The organism is Mesorhizobium temperatum (assembly GCF_002284575.1).
In the GTDB taxonomy this organism is placed as follows: Bacteria; Pseudomonadota; Alphaproteobacteria; order Rhizobiales; family Rhizobiaceae; genus Mesorhizobium; species Mesorhizobium temperatum.
Genome location: NZ_NPKJ01000019.1, coordinates 196,240 through 213,199 on the forward strand (window position 1 = coordinate 196,240; position 16,960 = coordinate 213,199).

19 protein-coding genes are annotated in these 16,960 nt (G+C 63.2%); 5 read left to right on the forward strand and 14 right to left on the reverse strand.

Annotated elements, in window-relative coordinates; translation table 11 throughout:
• Window positions 1-24: 24 nt before the first annotated feature.
• The gene (locus tag CIT26_RS04915) at window positions 25-495 is read right to left on the reverse strand and encodes a DUF6644 family protein (RefSeq protein ID WP_095491514.1); all 471 of its coding nucleotides are present in this window, start codon (window positions 493-495) and stop codon (window positions 25-27) included.
• Entirely contained in the window at window positions 496-885 is a 390-nt protein-coding gene (locus CIT26_RS04920; RefSeq protein ID WP_095491515.1) for a DUF6152 family protein, read from the reverse strand.
• Window positions 886-1,356: 471 nt separating this feature from the next.
• Here CIT26_RS04920 and CIT26_RS04925 point away from each other — a divergent pair, with 471 nt between their 5' ends.
• On the forward strand, window positions 1,357-1,677 hold the full coding sequence (locus CIT26_RS04925; RefSeq protein WP_095491516.1) for a DUF1476 domain-containing protein: 321 nt from the start codon (window positions 1,357-1,359) through the stop codon (window positions 1,675-1,677).
• Window positions 1,678-1,800: 123 nt separating this feature from the next.
• Here CIT26_RS04925 and CIT26_RS04930 read toward each other — a convergent pair whose 3' ends face one another.
• From CIT26_RS04930 to CIT26_RS04950, 5 genes are all read right to left on the reverse strand, one after another.
• A complete protein-coding gene (locus CIT26_RS04930; RefSeq protein WP_095491517.1) occupies window positions 1,801-2,352 on the reverse strand; it encodes a DUF4142 domain-containing protein in 552 nt (183 codons plus the stop codon).
• A gap of 278 nt (window positions 2,353-2,630) precedes the next feature.
• The gene (locus CIT26_RS04935; protein ID WP_095491518.1) at window positions 2,631-3,374 is read right to left on the reverse strand and encodes a DUF899 family protein; all 744 of its coding nucleotides are present in this window, start codon (window positions 3,372-3,374) and stop codon (window positions 2,631-2,633) included.
• A 296-nt stretch (window positions 3,375-3,670) separates the two neighbouring features.
• A complete protein-coding gene (locus CIT26_RS04940; protein WP_095491519.1) occupies window positions 3,671-4,105 on the reverse strand; it encodes a lysozyme inhibitor LprI family protein in 435 nt (144 codons plus the stop codon).
• A 548-nt stretch (window positions 4,106-4,653) separates the two neighbouring features.
• The gene (locus CIT26_RS04945; protein WP_095491520.1) at window positions 4,654-5,142 is read right to left on the reverse strand and encodes a GNAT family N-acetyltransferase; all 489 of its coding nucleotides are present in this window, start codon (window positions 5,140-5,142) and stop codon (window positions 4,654-4,656) included.
• A gap of 5 nt (window positions 5,143-5,147) precedes the next feature.
• Window positions 5,148-6,011: a lytic transglycosylase domain-containing protein gene (locus CIT26_RS04950; RefSeq protein WP_095491521.1), complete on the reverse strand. Its 864-nt coding sequence runs from the start codon at window positions 6,009-6,011 to the stop codon at window positions 5,148-5,150.
• Window positions 6,012-6,191: 180 nt separating this feature from the next.
• Between CIT26_RS04950 and CIT26_RS04955 the strand changes: the two genes are divergently transcribed.
• On the forward strand, window positions 6,192-6,761 hold the full coding sequence (locus tag CIT26_RS04955; protein ID WP_095491652.1) for a methylated-DNA--[protein]-cysteine S-methyltransferase: 570 nt from the start codon (window positions 6,192-6,194) through the stop codon (window positions 6,759-6,761).
• 12 nt (window positions 6,762-6,773) lie between these two features.
• Here the strand turns inward: CIT26_RS04955 and CIT26_RS04960 are convergent, their stop codons facing one another.
• Window positions 6,774-7,100, reverse strand: a complete 327-nt coding sequence (locus tag CIT26_RS04960; protein WP_095491522.1) for a hypothetical protein — start codon at window positions 7,098-7,100, stop codon at window positions 6,774-6,776.
• Between the two features lie 330 nt (window positions 7,101-7,430).
• Here CIT26_RS04960 and CIT26_RS04965 point away from each other — a divergent pair, with 330 nt between their 5' ends.
• Window positions 7,431-7,643: a cold-shock protein gene (locus CIT26_RS04965; RefSeq protein WP_023678332.1), complete on the forward strand. Its 213-nt coding sequence runs from the start codon at window positions 7,431-7,433 to the stop codon at window positions 7,641-7,643.
• 507 nt (window positions 7,644-8,150) lie between these two features.
• Here CIT26_RS04965 and CIT26_RS04970 read toward each other — a convergent pair.
• The 3 genes from CIT26_RS04970 to CIT26_RS04980 form a co-directional block, all read right to left on the reverse strand.
• Complete coding sequence (locus CIT26_RS04970; RefSeq protein WP_095491523.1) at window positions 8,151-8,762, reverse strand: glutathione S-transferase family protein; 612 nt, start codon at window positions 8,760-8,762, stop codon at window positions 8,151-8,153.
• Between the two features lie 125 nt (window positions 8,763-8,887).
• Window positions 8,888-9,742 carry an EAL domain-containing protein gene (locus CIT26_RS04975; protein WP_095491524.1) on the reverse strand — a complete coding sequence of 285 codons (855 nt, stop codon included), beginning with the start codon at window positions 9,740-9,742 and terminating at the stop codon, window positions 8,888-8,890.
• A complete protein-coding gene (locus CIT26_RS04980) occupies window positions 9,739-10,632 on the reverse strand; it encodes an EAL domain-containing protein (RefSeq protein ID WP_095491653.1) in 894 nt (297 codons plus the stop codon). The genes CIT26_RS04975 and CIT26_RS04980 overlap by 4 nt, the downstream gene beginning before the upstream one ends.
• A gap of 204 nt (window positions 10,633-10,836) precedes the next feature.
• On the opposite strand from CIT26_RS04980, the gene CIT26_RS04985 reads away from it, so the two are divergent.
• Window positions 10,837-12,039 carry a pyridoxal phosphate-dependent aminotransferase gene (locus tag CIT26_RS04985; protein ID WP_095491525.1) on the forward strand — a complete coding sequence of 401 codons (1,203 nt, stop codon included), beginning with the start codon at window positions 10,837-10,839 and terminating at the stop codon, window positions 12,037-12,039.
• 69 nt (window positions 12,040-12,108) lie between these two features.
• Here CIT26_RS04985 and CIT26_RS04990 read toward each other — a convergent pair whose 3' ends face one another.
• From CIT26_RS04990 to CIT26_RS04995, 3 genes are read right to left on the reverse strand one after another with little or no spacing between them, the layout of a single operon-like run.
• Window positions 12,109-13,227: an MFS transporter gene (locus tag CIT26_RS04990; RefSeq protein WP_245319161.1), complete on the reverse strand. Its 1,119-nt coding sequence runs from the start codon at window positions 13,225-13,227 to the stop codon at window positions 12,109-12,111.
• Window positions 13,128-13,625: an MFS transporter gene (locus tag CIT26_RS37350; protein ID WP_245319100.1), complete on the reverse strand. Its 498-nt coding sequence runs from the start codon at window positions 13,623-13,625 to the stop codon at window positions 13,128-13,130. Before CIT26_RS37350 ends, CIT26_RS04990 begins: the two co-directional genes overlap by 100 nt.
• Window positions 13,626-13,682: 57 nt before the next feature.
• Window positions 13,683-14,090 carry a (R)-mandelonitrile lyase gene (locus CIT26_RS04995; RefSeq protein WP_095491526.1) on the reverse strand — a complete coding sequence of 136 codons (408 nt, stop codon included), beginning with the start codon at window positions 14,088-14,090 and terminating at the stop codon, window positions 13,683-13,685.
• Between the two features lie 345 nt (window positions 14,091-14,435).
• On the opposite strand from CIT26_RS04995, the gene CIT26_RS05000 reads away from it, so the two are divergent.
• The gene (locus CIT26_RS05000) at window positions 14,436-16,487 is read left to right on the forward strand and encodes an elongation factor G (protein ID WP_095491527.1); all 2,052 of its coding nucleotides are present in this window, start codon (window positions 14,436-14,438) and stop codon (window positions 16,485-16,487) included.
• The last annotated feature ends 473 nt before the right edge of the window (window positions 16,488-16,960 follow it).

Sequence of the window (16,960 nt, forward strand, 5' to 3'; positions counted from 1 at the left end):
ATCGCGAAATCGGTCGCCGCCGCCCTAGTTGAGAAACCCAATGAATCGTCCGGCGAAAAGCACGGACGTCCACAGCACCAGCGAGAGCACGGCCAGCACGGTGACGACCCCACCAGCCGGCACCTCAACGCCTCTTGCGCGGCAGACGCGCATGAAGACGAGGAAGTTGGCGCCGGCGAGAAGGATGAGTGTCATCTTGGTGAGGAAAATGGGCATCGCCGCATATTCGCTCGCCCTGACTGAAAAGAGCAGCGATCCCGTGACAAGCGCGCCGGCAAACGCGGCAAATGCGGTGCGGCGCATCAGCGCGACGAACGCCGCGTAGGGCAGCGAACAGAAGGCGCCGAGGACCCTGAGGTCCATGAGCCAGACGCTGGTCAGCAGCGCGCCGATCGACATGATGTGCAGCGCGTTGACTATGGGATAGGCGACGAATGAGGCCTTCAGTGCCCGCACCAAGACGAGTTGCTCGATGCCGGCGAGGAGCTCGTCCATTCAGGCCGGCGGCACGCGGTCGGGATAAACATCATAAGTCTTGCCATTGACGATGATGCGGGATGCTTTCATCCACTTCTCGGTCTCGTCGCGCGAGCGGTGACCGATCGCGGTCACCTCGTCGCCGACCTTGGCGACCTCCTCGGTGAAGCCGGCGGCGATCGTGCGGGACGGCGGCGCCAAATCCACCCGCCAGACCTCGCCCTCTGCGTCGACATCCAGCGTGGCATGCGGATTACCGATATAGATGGCCGTGATCTTGCCCCGGAGTTCGAAGAACCCGTCCTGGGTCCACGACCAGCCGTGATGTCCATAGGCTGCGGTGGCGGCGGCAAGAATCACTGCCGCTGTCAGCGCGACCCTCCGAATCCCGTTGAAAGGTGACTGCATCGCTCGCCTCCTCGGGTCCATCCCACCATTCGAGAGTAGGTCACGGCGCGGCAACGTCAAATCACATCGGTGCGAAGGTCGTTGGCCACGCTATCGGTTGTCGATGTCGGCGCTGCCCTCAACCCCCTCGGGTTCCTCGGCCCCGCTAGAGCGGGGGAGAGGTGGCCGCGAAGCGGTCGGAGAGGGGGCTTCGTAGGGCGAATGCGTTGTAGAAAACTTGGTCACGGTCACGGCAGTCCCCCCTCTCCGTCTCGGCTGCGCCGAGCCACCTCTCCCCCACGTTCGTGGGGGCGAGGAACCCAAGTTCTGCTCGCGGGCAATATGGACAGCGTAAACCTGAAGCGATTGCCCTGCGGAATGAACGGTCCGGTCTTGCTTCTGACATCTATGCGCGCCATGTTCGGCCCCTACCCGCCGCTCTTCTTCTCCATCGAATGAAGGTCGGAGACTCACACCTGAACGAGGCAAACCATGAGCAGTATGAGAGACCGTCAGGAAGGCTTCGAAAAGAAGTTTGCGATGGACGAGGACACGAGGTTCAGGGCCATGGCGCGCCGTAACAAGCTGCTCGGTCTATGGGCGGCCGAAAAGCTCGGCAAAACCGGTGAGGACGCCGACGCCTATGCGAAAGAGGTGGTCCGCGCGGACTTCGAAGAAGCCGGGGACAACGATGTGCTCCGCAAGATACGCGCCGATTTCGACGCGGCGGGCATCGCCCAGTCGGATGTTCAGATTCGCAGCGTCATGGACGAACTGCTGGTGACCGCGGTCGAGCAGATCAAAAACACCTGACAGCGGCGCCAGTTTAAAGCGCGTCGCGACGCGCTTTAGGCTCTTGTTTTATGCATGTCGTTTTCCCAAAACCGCTGCGTACCCTCGGGTCAGGCCCGAGGGCTTGCTTTTGGGCGACATGCACTAGCTGTGGGCGGCCACCAGATCCTTTATGCGCCTTTCGTGCGTCCGCAGCGTCGGTAGCGTCTTCTTGGCAAATTCCTTCAGCGCCGGGTCTTCGCCCGACTGCGCATAGGTGGAAAACAGCGCCAACGCCTGCTTGTGCGCCTCGGTCTGCAGGAGGATGTATTTCGCCTGGAATACATCGCCGTCCATGCCCTTGAGCTGGTCGAGCATTGCCTTGTCGTTCGGCAACAGGGCGGGGCCGCTCGCCGTCACCGAGGCCGTGGTCTGGCTCTGTTCGAGAGCTGCCTTGAAATCCTCACCAGCCTTGGTGTGATCCCTAACCATCAGCGAGGCGAATTCCTTCACATCGGCGGCGACATTCTTTTGTTCGGCCAGCTTGCTGCTTTCAATCTCGAACCGGTTGGCGCTGGAGACGGTTCTGGTGAAGGTCTCGGTCTCGATCTTGGTTTCGCCGACAGCCGGTATATCCGCCGGCGTGGCGGATTGGGCGAAGGCCGCCGGCGCGCCGGCCAGCAATGCGACCATGGCCATAGTGAGATGCGTTTTCACAGGAAATCTCCGGGATTGCGTGTCCTCGGAGAGTCAACGCGACACAAGCGGCGAAGTTGCGCGGTGCCCTTCCCTTCTCCCCTTGTGGGAGAAGGTGGCCTCGCGCAGCGAGGTCGGATGAGGGGTGTTCCAGCTTGGCGTTACGCCCACTCACAACCGCCCATCAGCGCCGAGAGGACGCACAATTGCCAACGCCTCATTTCTTCCAGCACCCCTCATCCGTCTCGGCGCTGCGCACCGATCCACGTTCTCCCACAAGGGGAGAAGGGAAGGCCCACTCAGTGGCAGCACGCGCCGTCATACTGCAACTGCTCGTCCCAGTTCGGCCGGCCCTCCGGCGTGAAATCCATCAGGTTCCACAAGGGCTCGCAAGTGCCGATGGCGCGCGGGTCCTGGCCGGGTTCGGACGGCGCGAAGCCAAGCTCGGAGCTCCAGAAATGGCGGATGCCGTCGGCGTCACGATGGAACACCGACAGCATCGGAAGTTGTGCGCCGTCGTCGGCCTCGGCGTGATAGTCGCGCTTGAAGCTGTTGCTGGCCGACGAGAGCAGCCGCATGTTCGTCCAGCCGCGATCGCGGCCAAGCGTGATCAGGTTTTCAAGCGCGGTCTTGCCCACCACGGCGAAATTGAAGCCGGCGGCCTCGAGATGGGCAATGGCACCGTCGAACTGGTCGAGCAGCGCCGTGCAGGACGGGCATGGCTGGTCGGCCCGTGCGAGCTTCGCCGTGCCGCCGCTTGTCGCCACGTCGCGCGTCTCCTGGGGATGGCGCGGAAACATCATCGAGTAGACGATCAGCGTGTCCTTGCCGGGCGAAAACAGCTCCGACAGTTTTATCCGGGCCGGCTTGCCATCGTCGCCAAGCCCGTCGAACACATAGTCCTCAGGCACCAGCCCGCCCGGCGGCAGCGCACGGCGGGCGACTGCTACATCCTCCATGGCGCGGCGCAGCTCGATTTCCTTTTGCAGCAGCGTTTCGCGGGCGGCGCGGTGTTCCTGGGATTCGTTGGGAAAGGTGATCATTGTCATCTCCATCAGCCGTGCTTGTGGCGGCGCGCGCCCTACGCGGCAACGCGCCTTGCCTCACAAGGACGCAGGGCGAAGGACGGTTCCGACATTTTTGCGCACACGGGCGGCAGAAGCCCCCTCACCCGGATTGCCAACCGAATTGCGAAGAGCAATTCGGGGCAATCCGACCTCTCCCCGAGGGGAGAGGAGGTTGACGCCGTTGATGCCAGCCTCTTCTCCCCGGCGGGGAGAAGGTGGCCGCAAAGCGGCCGGATGAGGGGGCCTTCTATGCGATTGCCAATCGGCCGAAGCTATGGCGCTGTTGGTACCGGGCAGCTCGTGTCGCCCTCCTGGCAGTCGAGATAGCCCTGAAAATCCTTCAGCCGGTTGTTCGTGAGGCTCTCCTTGCAACCGGCAATCACCATCGGATACATGCTGCCGGCCATATCGGGCGGGCCGCCCTGGAAAGCGCATTCGGAATCGCGGAAGGCGACCCAGGCGCGCTGCGCGCTCACCAGCAGCTTCTTCGTCGCAGCATCGTCCTTCAGCCGGCCCTCGATCTGCCTGTAGGCGTGGTTGAGCTTCTTGTCGGCTTCGGTGAACGACTTGCCGGCGCATTCGTTCATGGTCGCCTGGTCCTGCGCGTTGGCACAATCCTCGGCGCGCGCAACACCCGCAAGAAGCGGAATGGCGAGGATCACCAGACCCGTTTTGGCCAGACCCGTTTTGGAAAGCAAAAGCCGCATCGTCTTTCTCCGGTTTCGGTCGAGACCCCGCCCGCGGCGCGAAAGCCGCAGGATCGCAGCTTAACGCCCGAGCGGTTGCCGGCAAGATGCAGCCTGCCGCCTTGGTGGACACTTCCTTTCCGCCGGGTGCCCTCGGCGCTATATCGTAGCGTTCGTGGTTGGCGAAAGCCGAAGCATCATCCGATCTCCCCTTGCGGGGGGAGATCTCCGGCAGGACAGGGAAGGATCTCGGCTTCATTCCAGCCTGGGTTCCTCGCCCCCACGAAAGTGGGGGAGAGGTGGCTCGGCGAAGCCGAGACGGAGAGGGGGAACCGCGCTCTACGAAAGCCCCCTCTCCGGCCGCTTCGCGGCCACCTCTCCCCCGCTTCGCGGTGGGCGAGGAAACCAGGTCCTGAGAATTCGAGGGACAGGGAAATCGGCAGTTTCGCCGACGGCGCCTACCCCGGAATATAGAATATATAAGATGCCCGGCAGGGCGGCGCCGACATCAATCAATCAATCGGCCGGTCGAGCGCTAGCTCTTATCTGGAGCGCTCGCCGACCGCCCCTCACCCCGCCCAATCGACTTCGAACATCCCCAGCCGCTCGTAGAGCCTGACGGCGGCGGCGTTCTCCACCGTGTTGGTTTTGAGGTCGACATGTGCAGCGCCTCGTGCGCGAAAGACGGCGAAGACGTGCCACATCAGCGCCTCGGCGATGCCCTTGCCGCGCGCTTCGGGGTGGACGGCAAGGTCTTTGACGAACGCCCTCGTCCAGCACAGTGCCGCGCCCGCCAGCCGACCTTTGCTGTCGATAACCAGGAAACACAAGGCAGGGTCGAATTCCGCGTCGCTTGAAATGCGCGGCCACCATTCCTCGAACGGCCCATCGGCGCCATCGTCGAAGACGGTGGTCAGCAGCGCATGCAAAGCGAGCGCGTCGGCGGCCTCGAAGCCGCGCATGACAAAACCTTCCGGCCAGCGTGGCGGGGCAAGCGTGTCGTCGAGGATCTTGCGCAGCCTTATGTCGTTCGGCGCCGGCGGGCGCGGCTCAGGCATGGTGTTCAGGCATCAGGCTGAAGGCGGCGCCGGCCACGATCGCGGCCCAGGCCGGTTTGTTCCAGCATGCCCTTGCGCTTGGCGTCGTAATAATAGCCGCTCTGGTAGAGCCGGTCGGCGCGCTTGGCGTTGCCGCCGGCCACCAGCCAGGCGCCGCGCAGATATTTCACCGCATATTTCAGGTTGGTCTCGGCGTCGAACAACCCACTCGCCGGCCCGTCATAGCCCATGCCGCGTGCCGTCGCATGCTTGATCTGCATCAGCCCCCAATGGCCGCGATTGTAGGCCTTGGGATTGAAGGTGCTCTCGCGCTTGACGACGCGGCGCACCAGATCGACAGGCACCTCATAGAGGACGGCATATTTCTCGATCAGCCGTTCGATCTCGCCGCGCGGGCCCGCCGAATACTCCTTGGCAGGGCTGGTCGAAAGCAGGGCGGACGGATTCTCAGGCACGACATAGGCGGCCTGCTGAACGCCGGGCATCGTCTTGCCTGTCTCGCCGGTGACCGGCATGGCGACAGCGGCCGTCGCATAGACAGGTGCTGCGCTGGCTGGCGCGGCATCGGCCGTCATGGCTGCAGGTGCAGTTGCGGCCAGCGGAGTCGGGCCGGCAAAGGCGGCCGGCTGGGCAGGCATCGCGGTGGGGTCGACAGCCAGCGCCGCCGTCTGGACAGGCGCGATGCCGGACGATTCGGGCAGCACCGAAACCGTGTCGGGCAACGCCAGCGCAAAGCCGGCATCAGCGCCTGCGGCGGCGGTTTCAGTCAGGGAAGGCACGGCCTTCGTCTGCGAGGTCGATGTGCAGCCGCTGAGACCTGCCGCAGCGAGCATCACGCCGATCGCGGGAAAGATGATTTTTGCTGGCAAGCCGCGCTCGGGTCCGGTTCGTCTGTTAAGAAAGTCCTTACACCAGCGCCTTTGCCCCGGCAATCCGCAGCCAGTTGGGACCTCGAATGGTTTTCGGGTGGCAACAGATCCCTGAAAATGCGATATCTCGTTCTCGATATGTACTGGATTCCCATCCGTTTCTGCGGAAAGGAGCACATCATGGAAAGCACCTCTCAAGCCGTCGCCGGCCACGCGGTCTTCGAAACCGTGATCGGCTTCATGGGCATCGCCTGGAGCGAGGCCGGATTGACCCGGCTCTGCCTGCCCCAGCGCAACCGCGACGCCGTGGAACGCCGGCTTTTGCGTCATGCCGGCAGTGCCGCTTCGAGCGCCCAACCGCAATGGATTAGCGAGCTGATTCTGTCGATACAGGCCTATGCAGCCGGCGAGGACGTCGATTTCTCCGGTGTGCCGGTCGATCTCACCGGCGTCGACGATTTCCGTCTCGCCATCTATGACGCGGCGCGAAAGCTGGCCTTTGGCGAGACCACCACCTATGGCGAACTGGCCAAGCGCGCCGGCCATGCCGGTCTGGCGCGTGAGACGGGTGCGGCGCTCGGCGCCAACCCGGTGCCGCTGGTCATCCCTTGCCACCGCATTCTTGCCGCCGGCGGCAAGATCGGCGGTTTTTCCGCGCCCGGCGGCTCGACCACCAAGGAAAAGATGCTGGCGATGGAAGGCGTGCGCGTCGGCCCGCCGCCGCCAGCGCAGGTCTCGTTCGGATTCTGAGGCCGGACCTAGCTAGTCAGGAAAGATGCGCCGGCGGAAACGCCGGTCTGTGTCCACCCGCTTGCATTTGTAGACGATGCAGGACTTCGTGTCGGCGCTCGGCACTGAAGCGCGTGCCCTGACCTCGCCCATGTTGCAGAAACGCTGGCTCCGCACATAGCGGTCGTAGAGCGGCAGCCCCGGCGTGCGCGTCGACTGGTAACGCAGGATGACCGCGCCCTCCCGCGCGATCGTCGCCCGCACCATGCCGCAGGCCATGCGGCTCGGATCGTAGCGCGAGATCGCCTGCGCCTCGGCGGCCACCAGCGTCAGGCAGGCGGCAAGCAGAACAGTTTTCATGGTCCTCTCCCCAAACGGGACCGGACGCTCGAAGGCGGCACGATCCATCCCGCAACGTGCGCGATAGGCGATGCCACCCTCCGCAACGCGCGACGTTGCAAGGCTTTCACGCGATTGGGGCGGCCATTGGGCAGCGCCGCAGCAGCGCCTTTTTTCGCGCAGTCTTGTTTTTTGCGGAGAAGCAGACTATATGAGGTCCATTGATATTTCGGCCGATCGATCCGGGCCTCGCGATATTCGCGTTTGCTGACGTCTATCTCCAAAATCTCGATACAAACCGGCTGGACTTCGGTTCGGTCAATCTAAAGCAAACGTATAAGGACTATCGAAATGGCAACAGGTACGGTCAAGTGGTTTAACTCCACCAAGGGTTTCGGCTTCATCCAGCCTGACAGCGGCGGCGCGGACGTTTTCGTCCACATCTCTGCAGTCGAGCGCGCTGGACTGTCGACCCTGGTCGAAGGCCAGAAGATCAACTTCGAGATCGAGCAGGACCGCCGCACTGGCAAGTCGTCCGCTGGATCTCTGAGCAAGGCAGCCTGATTTTGCGAATGGCGCGCGCCGGGCGATAGCTCGGGGCGCGCGGCAAGTCACGGATGTACTGACGGTCGCGCGAGAAGCGCACCGGAGCGAAAAACCCCGACAAGCCGAAGCAGCAGATTGCTGCCGGCCCGGACCAAACGCTCCCGATCAGGCTACCAAGCATGGGAAGGCGGGATTTTGTCCCGCCTTTTTGCTGTCCGGATTTTAGACACCGACAATTGGCGAAACCGGCGATGCGGCGTCCTTCTCCCCGTCACTATACGGGGAGAAGTGCCCGGCAGGGCGATGAGGGGCAGCGCGACGCATCAGGACCACCATCGCAGCCAAGCACGACATTGCGACAAAGGCTGGCGCTGCCCCTCATCTGGCTGCCGCCATCTTGTCCCCGTATAGTGACGGGGAGAAGCACGCTTTCGCCTAAGCTTTCGCCAATTGCCGACGTTGCTCAGGAAATCGGCGACCGGGATACACTATGTCCACGCCAAGCGGCGCCTCGAAGGCAACACATCAAGGCAGCCACTCCATCGGCACATGCCCCGGATCGGCCTCGACTCGTTTCAGCCAGGCCGCCACCGCCGGATAGGCGTCGAGTTGGAAGCCGCCCATCTCGGCCGTATGCGTATAGGCGTAGAGCGCGATGTCGGCGACGCTCAATGCCTCACCGGCAAAGAACGCACTGCCCGCCAGATGCTTGTTCATCACGCCGAGCGCCTTGTTGCCACGCTCCAGCGTCACCGCCAGCCGTTCCGGCGTCGCATCCTTGGCCCGTTCGGGAAAGGTGAGCAGCGCCTTGCGCACTGCGATATAGGGTTCGTGGCTGTACTGCTCGAAGAACAGCCATTGATAGGCCAGTGCCCGCTCGTATTTGTCGGCCGGCAGGAACCGCGTGCCTTCGGCGAGGTAAAGCAGGATGGCGTTGGATTCGGCAAGCCGCCTGCCGTCGTCGAGCTCGAGCAGCGGCACCATGGCGTTCGGGTTCTTGGCGACATAGTCGGGCTTGCGGGTGTCGCCGGTATGCGAACTCACCTCGACATTGGTGAAGGCCATGCCGAGCTTGGCCATCAACAGTCGCGGCTTGTAGCAATTGCCGCTGTCGATCATTCCATAGAGTATGGTCATTGGCGCTCCGCTCGCTCGTGCAACGACAGCCCCTGGGGCCTGAGTCCGGTCTCAAGGCTCTATCCCGGCAGCAACAACTTCATCCAGTGATTTGTTTTGGCGCAACCATCAGCGCCGCTGATAGATCACCCAAACAGAGGCACGACGTTGTTGTCCCTGCCAAGCAGCCTATCGATCGATAGCGGTTCCTCGTCGAACAGCGTGCCGGCCAGCGCCGGCCGGGCAAGGTAAAAACCCTGCAAAAGATCGACGCCGCCATCCAGCGCGACGCGCAGATGCGTGGATTGCTCGATGCCTTCGACCAGCACCTTGGTGCCGTGGTCGTGCAGCGCGGAGACCAGCGGCCGGAAAAACCGCTCGGCGGCGGCATGGCGGCAGAATTCCGCGAACCAGGTGCCGTCGATCTTGACGATGTCGGGCTGGACAAGCGCGACCCGTTCTTCCGTCGAATGCCCGGTGCCGAAATCGTCGATGGCGATGCGGATGCCGTCACGCCGCATCTCGCGCGCCAGGCTGACGAGCACCTTGTCGTCGGCCGCCTGTTCGGTGATTTCGCAGACCAGCATGCCGGGGTACAGATCGAACTCGGCGAGATGCCTGGTCATCAGCCTGATCTCAGCCAGCGCTCGCCCGGGGGCATCGTTGATCAGCGGATTGTAGTTGAAGAACAGGTCGAGCCCGTCGACGCCGATGTTGCGGAAGTTCCGGAGATGCAGCATCCGGCACATCGTCTCGACGAACAGGCGATCCACCACGGGGACGCCCTCGAAAAATACGCGCGGCGCGACCGACCTGCCGGCGCGGTGCGGCTCGATCAGGCCCTCGACCGCGACGGCCTTCAAAAACCTGCCGCGCGGGGCAAAAATCGGCTGATAGGCGCTCCTCAACCGGAACGCGCCATAGACGCCGTATTCGATTCCGACCTCATCGGCAAAGATTGCTTCACCGACATTGCGCCGCCTGTCGGGTCGCCCGGTCATGGCACCGCCTTGCGCCCGAAAGCCCGTTTCGGCCGCGGCGAAGGCGAGACAGTCGCAGGCGCCTCGCCGGCATCGGGCACTGTCACCGGCATCTGCCTGTCCTTGCCGAAGACGTGAAAGCTGGTCGGTGCAAGCTCGGGGCGTGCCAGCGCGAATCCCTGCACCATCGAGGCTCCCGATTTCTCGGCCAGTTCAAGCTGCCAGCCCTCCTCGATGCCCTCGAACACGGTGCGGATGCCTTGCTGTTCGAAACTTGCCACCATGGCGGTCAGCAGTGCGAAACCGGCGCCGGACTCCATCAGCTGCATGACCCAGTGGGCATCGAATTTGACGATGTCCGGCCTGAGCTCCTTGATGCGGTTGATGTCGGACTCGTCGGCGCCGTAGTCGTCGACGGCTATGCGAAACCCGTTGGCCCTGAGTGCCTCGACGAAATTGTAGAGCGTTTCCTGCGACGCCGATTTCTGCTCGGTCACCTCGCAGACAACGCGGCTCGCATCGATCTCAGCCTCATGCAGCACCAGCCGCATGTCGCGCAGCGCCTTGTCGGCGATGCTGCGATCGGTGAACACCGACGGATCGAAGTTGATGAAGATGGATGCCTCTTGCGGCAGGCAGGCGCCGGCGTTTAAAAGATGCAGCGTCCTTGTCAGCGCCTCGATATGCAGGCGGTCGACCGTCGGACAGGTGTTGAAAAAGCTCACCGGCGACTGCGGCTCGCCGTCGCGGAACGGCCGGATCAGCCCCTCGAATGCGGTGACGGACAATTTGCCGTTGCCGAAGGCGAAGATCGGCTGGAAAGCGCTCTGCAGCTTATAGATGCCCCAGACACCGCTGGCGGTGCCGTCGTCATGACGGACGATATAGGCATGCTCGATGCTGCGCGACACGGTTCCTCGCTCTGCGAGACTGGCGGAATGGGTCGTGATCCAGCCACTCGGGGTTTTACCGCCGGTAAGTGAATTTATTGTTGCCGGATTTGCCGGGTTCGAGATCTGGCTCATCCGACAATGCTTGCGCTTGACGGAATGATGCGACATGAGAAGCGCCGCGGTTGGATGGACCGTCTGCATCCCCAAGGAGATAACATCGTCATGGCCTTTCTTGCCGACGTCCTTTCCCGCGTAAAGCCTTCCGCGACCATCGCGGTGACGCAGAAAGCGCGCGAGCTGAAAAACGCCGGCCGTGACGTGATTGGGCTGGGTGCCGGCGAACCGGACTTCGACACGCCGGACAACATCAAGAACGCTGCGATCGAGGCCATCCGCCGCGGCGAAACGAAATATCCACCGGTTTCCGGCATCGTGCCGCTGCGCGAGGCGATCGCCAAAAAATTCAAGCGAGAGAACAATCTCGACTACCGGCCGGAGCAGACCATCGTCGGCACCGGCGGCAAGCAGATCCTGTTCAATGCCTTTATGGCGACGCTGAATCCCGGCGACGAGGTCATCATTCCGAGGCCGTACTGGGTCAGCTATCCCGAGATGGTAGCGATCTGCGGCGGCACCCCGGCATTTGCCGACACCTCCATCGACAACGGCTTCAAGCTGACGGCGGCGGCGTTGGAAAAGGCGATCACGCCGCGCACCAAATGGCTGTTGATGAACTCACCGTCGAACCCGTCGGGCGCCGCCTACACCGAGGCTGAATTGCGCGCGCTGGCCGACGTGCTGCTCGAACATCCCCATGTCTGGGTGCTGACCGACGACATGTACGAGCACCTGATCTACGGCGATTTCGTCTTCAGGACCATCGCCGAGGTCGAGCCGAAGCTTTATGAGCGCACGCTGACGATGAACGGCGTGTCGAAGGCCTATGCCATGACCGGCTGGCGCATCGGCTATGCGGCCGGGCCCATGGCGCTGATCAAGGCGATGGATATGATCCAGGGCCAGCAGACCTCCGGCGCCTGCACCATTGCCCAGTGGGCATCGGTGGAGGCGCTGAACGGTCCGCAGGATTTCATTGCGAAGAACAAGGCGATCTTCCAGGCTCGGCGCGATCTCGTCGTGTCGATGCTCAATCAGGCGCGCGGCATCACATGCCCGTCGCCGGAAGGCGCCTTCTATGTCTATCCGTCCTGCGCCCAGTTGATCGGCAAGAAGACCAAAGCCGGCAAGGTGATCGACAACGACGAAGCCTTCTGCTCGGAGCTGCTCGACGCCGAAGGCGTGGCGGTCGTGTTCGGCTCGGCCTTCGGCCTCGGCCCGAACTTCCGCATCTCCTACGCCACATCGGAGGCGTTGCTCGAAGAGGCCTGCACGCGCATCCAGCGCTTCACCGCCTCGCTGACCTGATCAGCCGCATCGTTCCAGAACACCAAAAAACCCGGCTCGCGCCGGGTTTTTTGGCGATAGGCGCCCGCCTCATCCTTGCTGATTGGTTTCGCGTGCCGAACGTGCCTCGGCCGGCGCCAGAACGGCGACCAGAAGCCCGGCCGTGACTAACGAAACGATGGCCGCCGTCAGCATCGCCGCATGGAAACCGCCGGCATAAGCGGCTGCGAACAGATCGCGCAGGCCGTCCTCGCCCATCGCCGCATCGGCTGCGAAATCGTGCCTTGAAACGGCGGCGCGGGCCACCGCTCCGGCATTGGCGACACCGGCATTTTCAAGATGCGCCGTCAGCAGGGCTGTTGCCCGCATGCTCATCAGGGCGCCGAGCAGGGCGATGCCGATGGCGGCGCCGCCCTGGCGGGTTGCGTTGATCACAGCCGACACCATGCCCGAACGCTCACGCGGCGCAAATGACATCGCGGCAGCGCTGCCGGTCGGGATGGACAGCGCGTTGGCAAGGCCGCCGACGGCAAACAGCAGGCCAATCGTCACGCAGGGTGTCGAGGGTCCAACCCAACACATGCCCAGCATGGAAAGACCGCTCGAAAGATAGCCCGATGTCATCAGCGCCGAGTGTCCGTAGCGCTGACTGAGCCTGCCAATCGCCGGCGACACGACCATTTGGACAAGGAACAGCGGCGCCATGCTCAGGCCGGTCTGTGTCGGCGACCAGCCCTGTGCTTGCTGCAGGAACATCGAATAGAGGAAGACGCCGGTGTAGGAGGTGAGGCCGAGCGCGAACGAGGCGACATTGGCGACGGCAAAGCGAATGTCGCGGAACAGGCCAAGCGGCAGCATCGGCCGCGGCGTGCGTGCCTCGAAGACAAGGAATGCCACTAGGCCGGCGAAGCCGACGACAAGGGCGATAACAGCCTCTCGATCGCCCCAACCTTTTTCGCCTGCCGATATCAGGCCGAAGGTCAAGGCGCCCAGCCACAGAATGCTAAGCGCCAGGCCGACAAGGTCGAGATGGGCATGCTCGGGGTGTGAAGTCTCTACGATCGAAGCCGCACCGAGCACGATCGTGGCCAGGCCGAGCGGCAGATTGATCAGGAAAATGCTCTGCCATCCGGCGGTTTCGACCAGGATGCCGCCGAGGACCGGGCCGGCGAGCAGCGAGACAGCTGCGAACGACGCCCAGCCGCCGATAACGCCGGCACGCTCGCGGCGTCGGGAAACGCCTGAGTCAGGATCGACAGCGCACCCGGAATGATCAGCGATCCGGCTATCCCTTGCACCACCCGGCCCACCAGCAGCACCGGCAGGTTGGGCGCGATTGCACATATGGCGGAACCGGCCACGAAGATGCCGATGCCTGCCAGCCAGGAGCGCTTGCGCCCGTAGCGGTCACCGATCAGGCCTGCCGACAGCATGAAGGCCGACAGGCAAAGCGTGTAGGCGTCGATCACCCATTGCAGCCCGGCGAAATTGATGCCGAGCGCAATCTGGATCGTCGGCAGGGCGACGTTGACGATGCTGATGTCGAGCAGTGCGACGAATGTGCCGAGATAGACGGCGGCAACAAGAGGCAAGCGACGCTTCGACATGTCGACCCCAAACCTGAGTATGGAAAATCACCTATAATGATCAGACGCGACGCGCTTTTAGGTCCGATCAACGCCGCCATACTGCTCGTCCGTCACCTTCTCCAGCCAGTCGGCATGGACGCCATCGAGCGCCTCCTGCATGGCTATATGCGCCATCGCCGACTTCGGGCCGGCGCCGTGCCAGTGCTTTTCATCAGGCGCGAACGAAATGACGTCGCCGGCCCTGATCGCCTGTACCGGCTCGCCCCAGCTTTGCGCGAGGCCGGAGCCTGATATGACATACAGCGTCTGGCCCAGCGGATGCGTATGCCAGTGGGTACGCGCGCCGGGCTCGAAACTGACCATGATGGCGCGCAGCCGCGCTGGCGCTTCCTTCTCGATGATCGGCGTCTGCCACACACGACCGGTGAAGTACTTTTCCGGCGCAATGACGGTCGGCACGCTGCCGCAGGCAATGATCTTCATCGTCGCGAGTCCTCAAGCTGATGGCGGATCGGTCGGCGACGGCCGTTCCTTTTTGTCGCAAGAAGCGGGCACTTTCGTCCGATAACCATCATGGCGCAACCGCTTTTGCGGCTGTTCGGCGACGGGCTCTGTCGCGGGATTTGATGGGAGGCTAGGCTCGCATCCGACGGCTTCGCCGATCACGGCTCAACATTCGCGACATCAGGCGATCCTCAAATCCCTTGCCCTCCCGGCTAACCCGTGGGACGATGCCTTTGGGTAGGTGGCAAACTGAAAAAAGCCCCGCCCGCGACGGTCGACAGGCCGGCCGCCGCTCCCAGGGAAACGCCTGAGTGGAGGTCAGTCATGGGAACTCGCGCCGGAGGACGACGCACGGGACCGAAATGCATTGCCATAGTCGGTCCCTTTGCAAGCGGTAAGACGACACTTCTCGAAGCCATATTGGCCCGCACGGGCGCCATTCCCCGCCAGAATCCCGTTTCCTCGGGAAATACCGTTTCCGATCATTCGCCCGAGGCACGCGCCCACGCCATGAGCGTCGAGGCGACCTTTGCGACCACCGAATTCATGGACGAGCAACTCACCTTCGTCGATTGTCCCGGTTCCATCGAATTCTCTTTCGAGGCAGAGCCGGTGCTTGCCGCCTGCGACATCGCCGTGGTCGTCGCCGAAGCCGACGCGAAGAAGATCCCTGCCCTGCAGCTGATCATGCGCAAGCTCGACGATCTCGGCGTGCCGCGCATCATGTTCCTCAACAAGGTCGACAAGGCGATATCAGGCGTGCGCGACACGCTGAAGATGCTGCAGCCGGCAAGCTCGGTGCCGTTGCTGCTTCGCCAGATTCCGCTGCGCAAGAACGGTGTCGTCATCGGCTCGATCGATCTCGCTCTGGAGCGCGCCTACATCTATCGCGAATATGCCGAAAGCGAGGTCGCCCAGATTCCCAGCGACGACAAGGCGCGCGAGCTGGAGGCGCGCTTTTCCATGCTGGAGACACTTGCCGACCATGACGACCAGTTGATGGAGCAGCTCCTCGAAGAGATCGAGCCGCCGAAGGACGCGATCTTCGACGACCTCGCCGCCGACCTGCGTGATGGCGCGGTGACACCGGTGCTGATCGGCACCGCCGAGAAGGGCAATGGTGTGCTGCGGCTTCTAAAGACGATCCGCCACGACGCGCCTGATGTTGAAGCAACGCGCAAGCGCCTCGGTGCACCTGACGGCAATACGACCGTAGTCCAGGTGATGAAGACCATCCATACTGCGCATGGCGGCAAGCTGTCGGTCTCGCGCATCCTGTCCGGCCAGCTTGCCGACGCCTCCGAGCTGTTCCTTTCGAATGGCGCCACGGCAAAGGTCTCCGGCATCTACAGGATGCTCGGCAAGGACCAGACCAAGCTCACCTCGGCCAAGGCCGGCGACACGGTCGCGCTCGGCAAGCTGGACGACGTCACGACCGGTCAGACGCTGAGCTCGGCCAAGGGCGGCATCAAGCCGCTGGTGACGCTGGCGCCGTCGCAACCGGTCTTCGCCTTCGCGCTGCGGCCGAAGGAACGCAAGGACGAGGTGAAGATGTCGGCTGCCATCCAGCGCCTTGCCGAAGAAGATCCCTCGCTCAGCCTGCGCCACAATCAGGATTCGGCCGAAACCGTGCTGTCGGGCCATGGCGAGATGCATCTGCGCGTCGTGCGCGAGCGGCTGGAAGGCAAGAACCAGATCCCGGTCGAAGGCCATCCGCCGGCCGTGCCTTATCGCGAGACGATCCGCAAAACGGCGCAGCAGCGTGGCCGCCACAAGAAGCAGTCGGGCGGCCATGGCCAGTTCGGCGACGTGGTCATCGAGATCAAGCCGCTGCCGCGCGGCTCCGGCTTCCAGTTCACCGACACCATCACCGGCGGCGCCGTGCCGAAAACCTATATCCAGTCGGTCGAGACCGGCGTGCGTGATTATCTGAAATCCGGCCCGCTCGGCTTTCCGGTGGTCGATGTCGCGGTCAATCTGTCCGACGGCTCCTATCATGCCGTCGATTCGTCGGACATGGCCTTCCAGATGGCGGCGAAGCTGGCGATGAAGGAAGGCATGGCCGCCTGCTCGCCAGTGCTGCTCGAACCTATCATGAAGGTCGAGATCGTCACGCCGTCCGACGCCACGTCGAGGATCATCGCCCTGATCCCGCAGCGGCGCGGCCAGATCCTCGGCTACGATGCGCGGCCCGGCTGGCCGGGATGGGATGTCGTCGAGGCGACCATGCCGCAGGCCGAGATCGGCGACCTGATCATCGAGTTGCGTTCGGCCACCGCGGGCGTGGCCAGCTATCGTGCCACCTTCGACCATATGGCCGAACTCACCGGTCGCCTGGCCGATGAGGCGTTGAACGCCAATGGCAAGGCCGCCTGATACTGGATTTTGACGCCAGTATCGCAGGCCGCAGAACACAGGGAAACGGCGTCCGGAGTGATCCGGACGCCGTTTCCTTGCGGACCGTCTTCGTGGGAGGCGAAAACGGCAGGTCCGCCGCACATGCCGCCAGCGCCTGACGGCCTCAGCGGAAGAATGGTTCGGACGCGGTAGCCGCCTGAGCCCGGATCGTCCGAGTGATGCCCCCATCTCCCGCACGAACCACACCGCGTCCTATGATCTGCTTAGTCGATGCTGGGCGCCTGCGATATGTTACCTGAGGTTACATGTCACTGTTACGTGACAATTTCGGTCGGCTTTCCCTCGGCGCCAGCAGGTTTCGGGCAACAAAAAAGCCGGATCAATGAAGATCCGGCTGAGTTTGATTGGAAGTGCCTGTTAAGGCTAACCTCCAGAGGGGAACACTCAAGGGCGCTAATGGGAGGAGAACGCGCCCAGGAGATGATCTATAT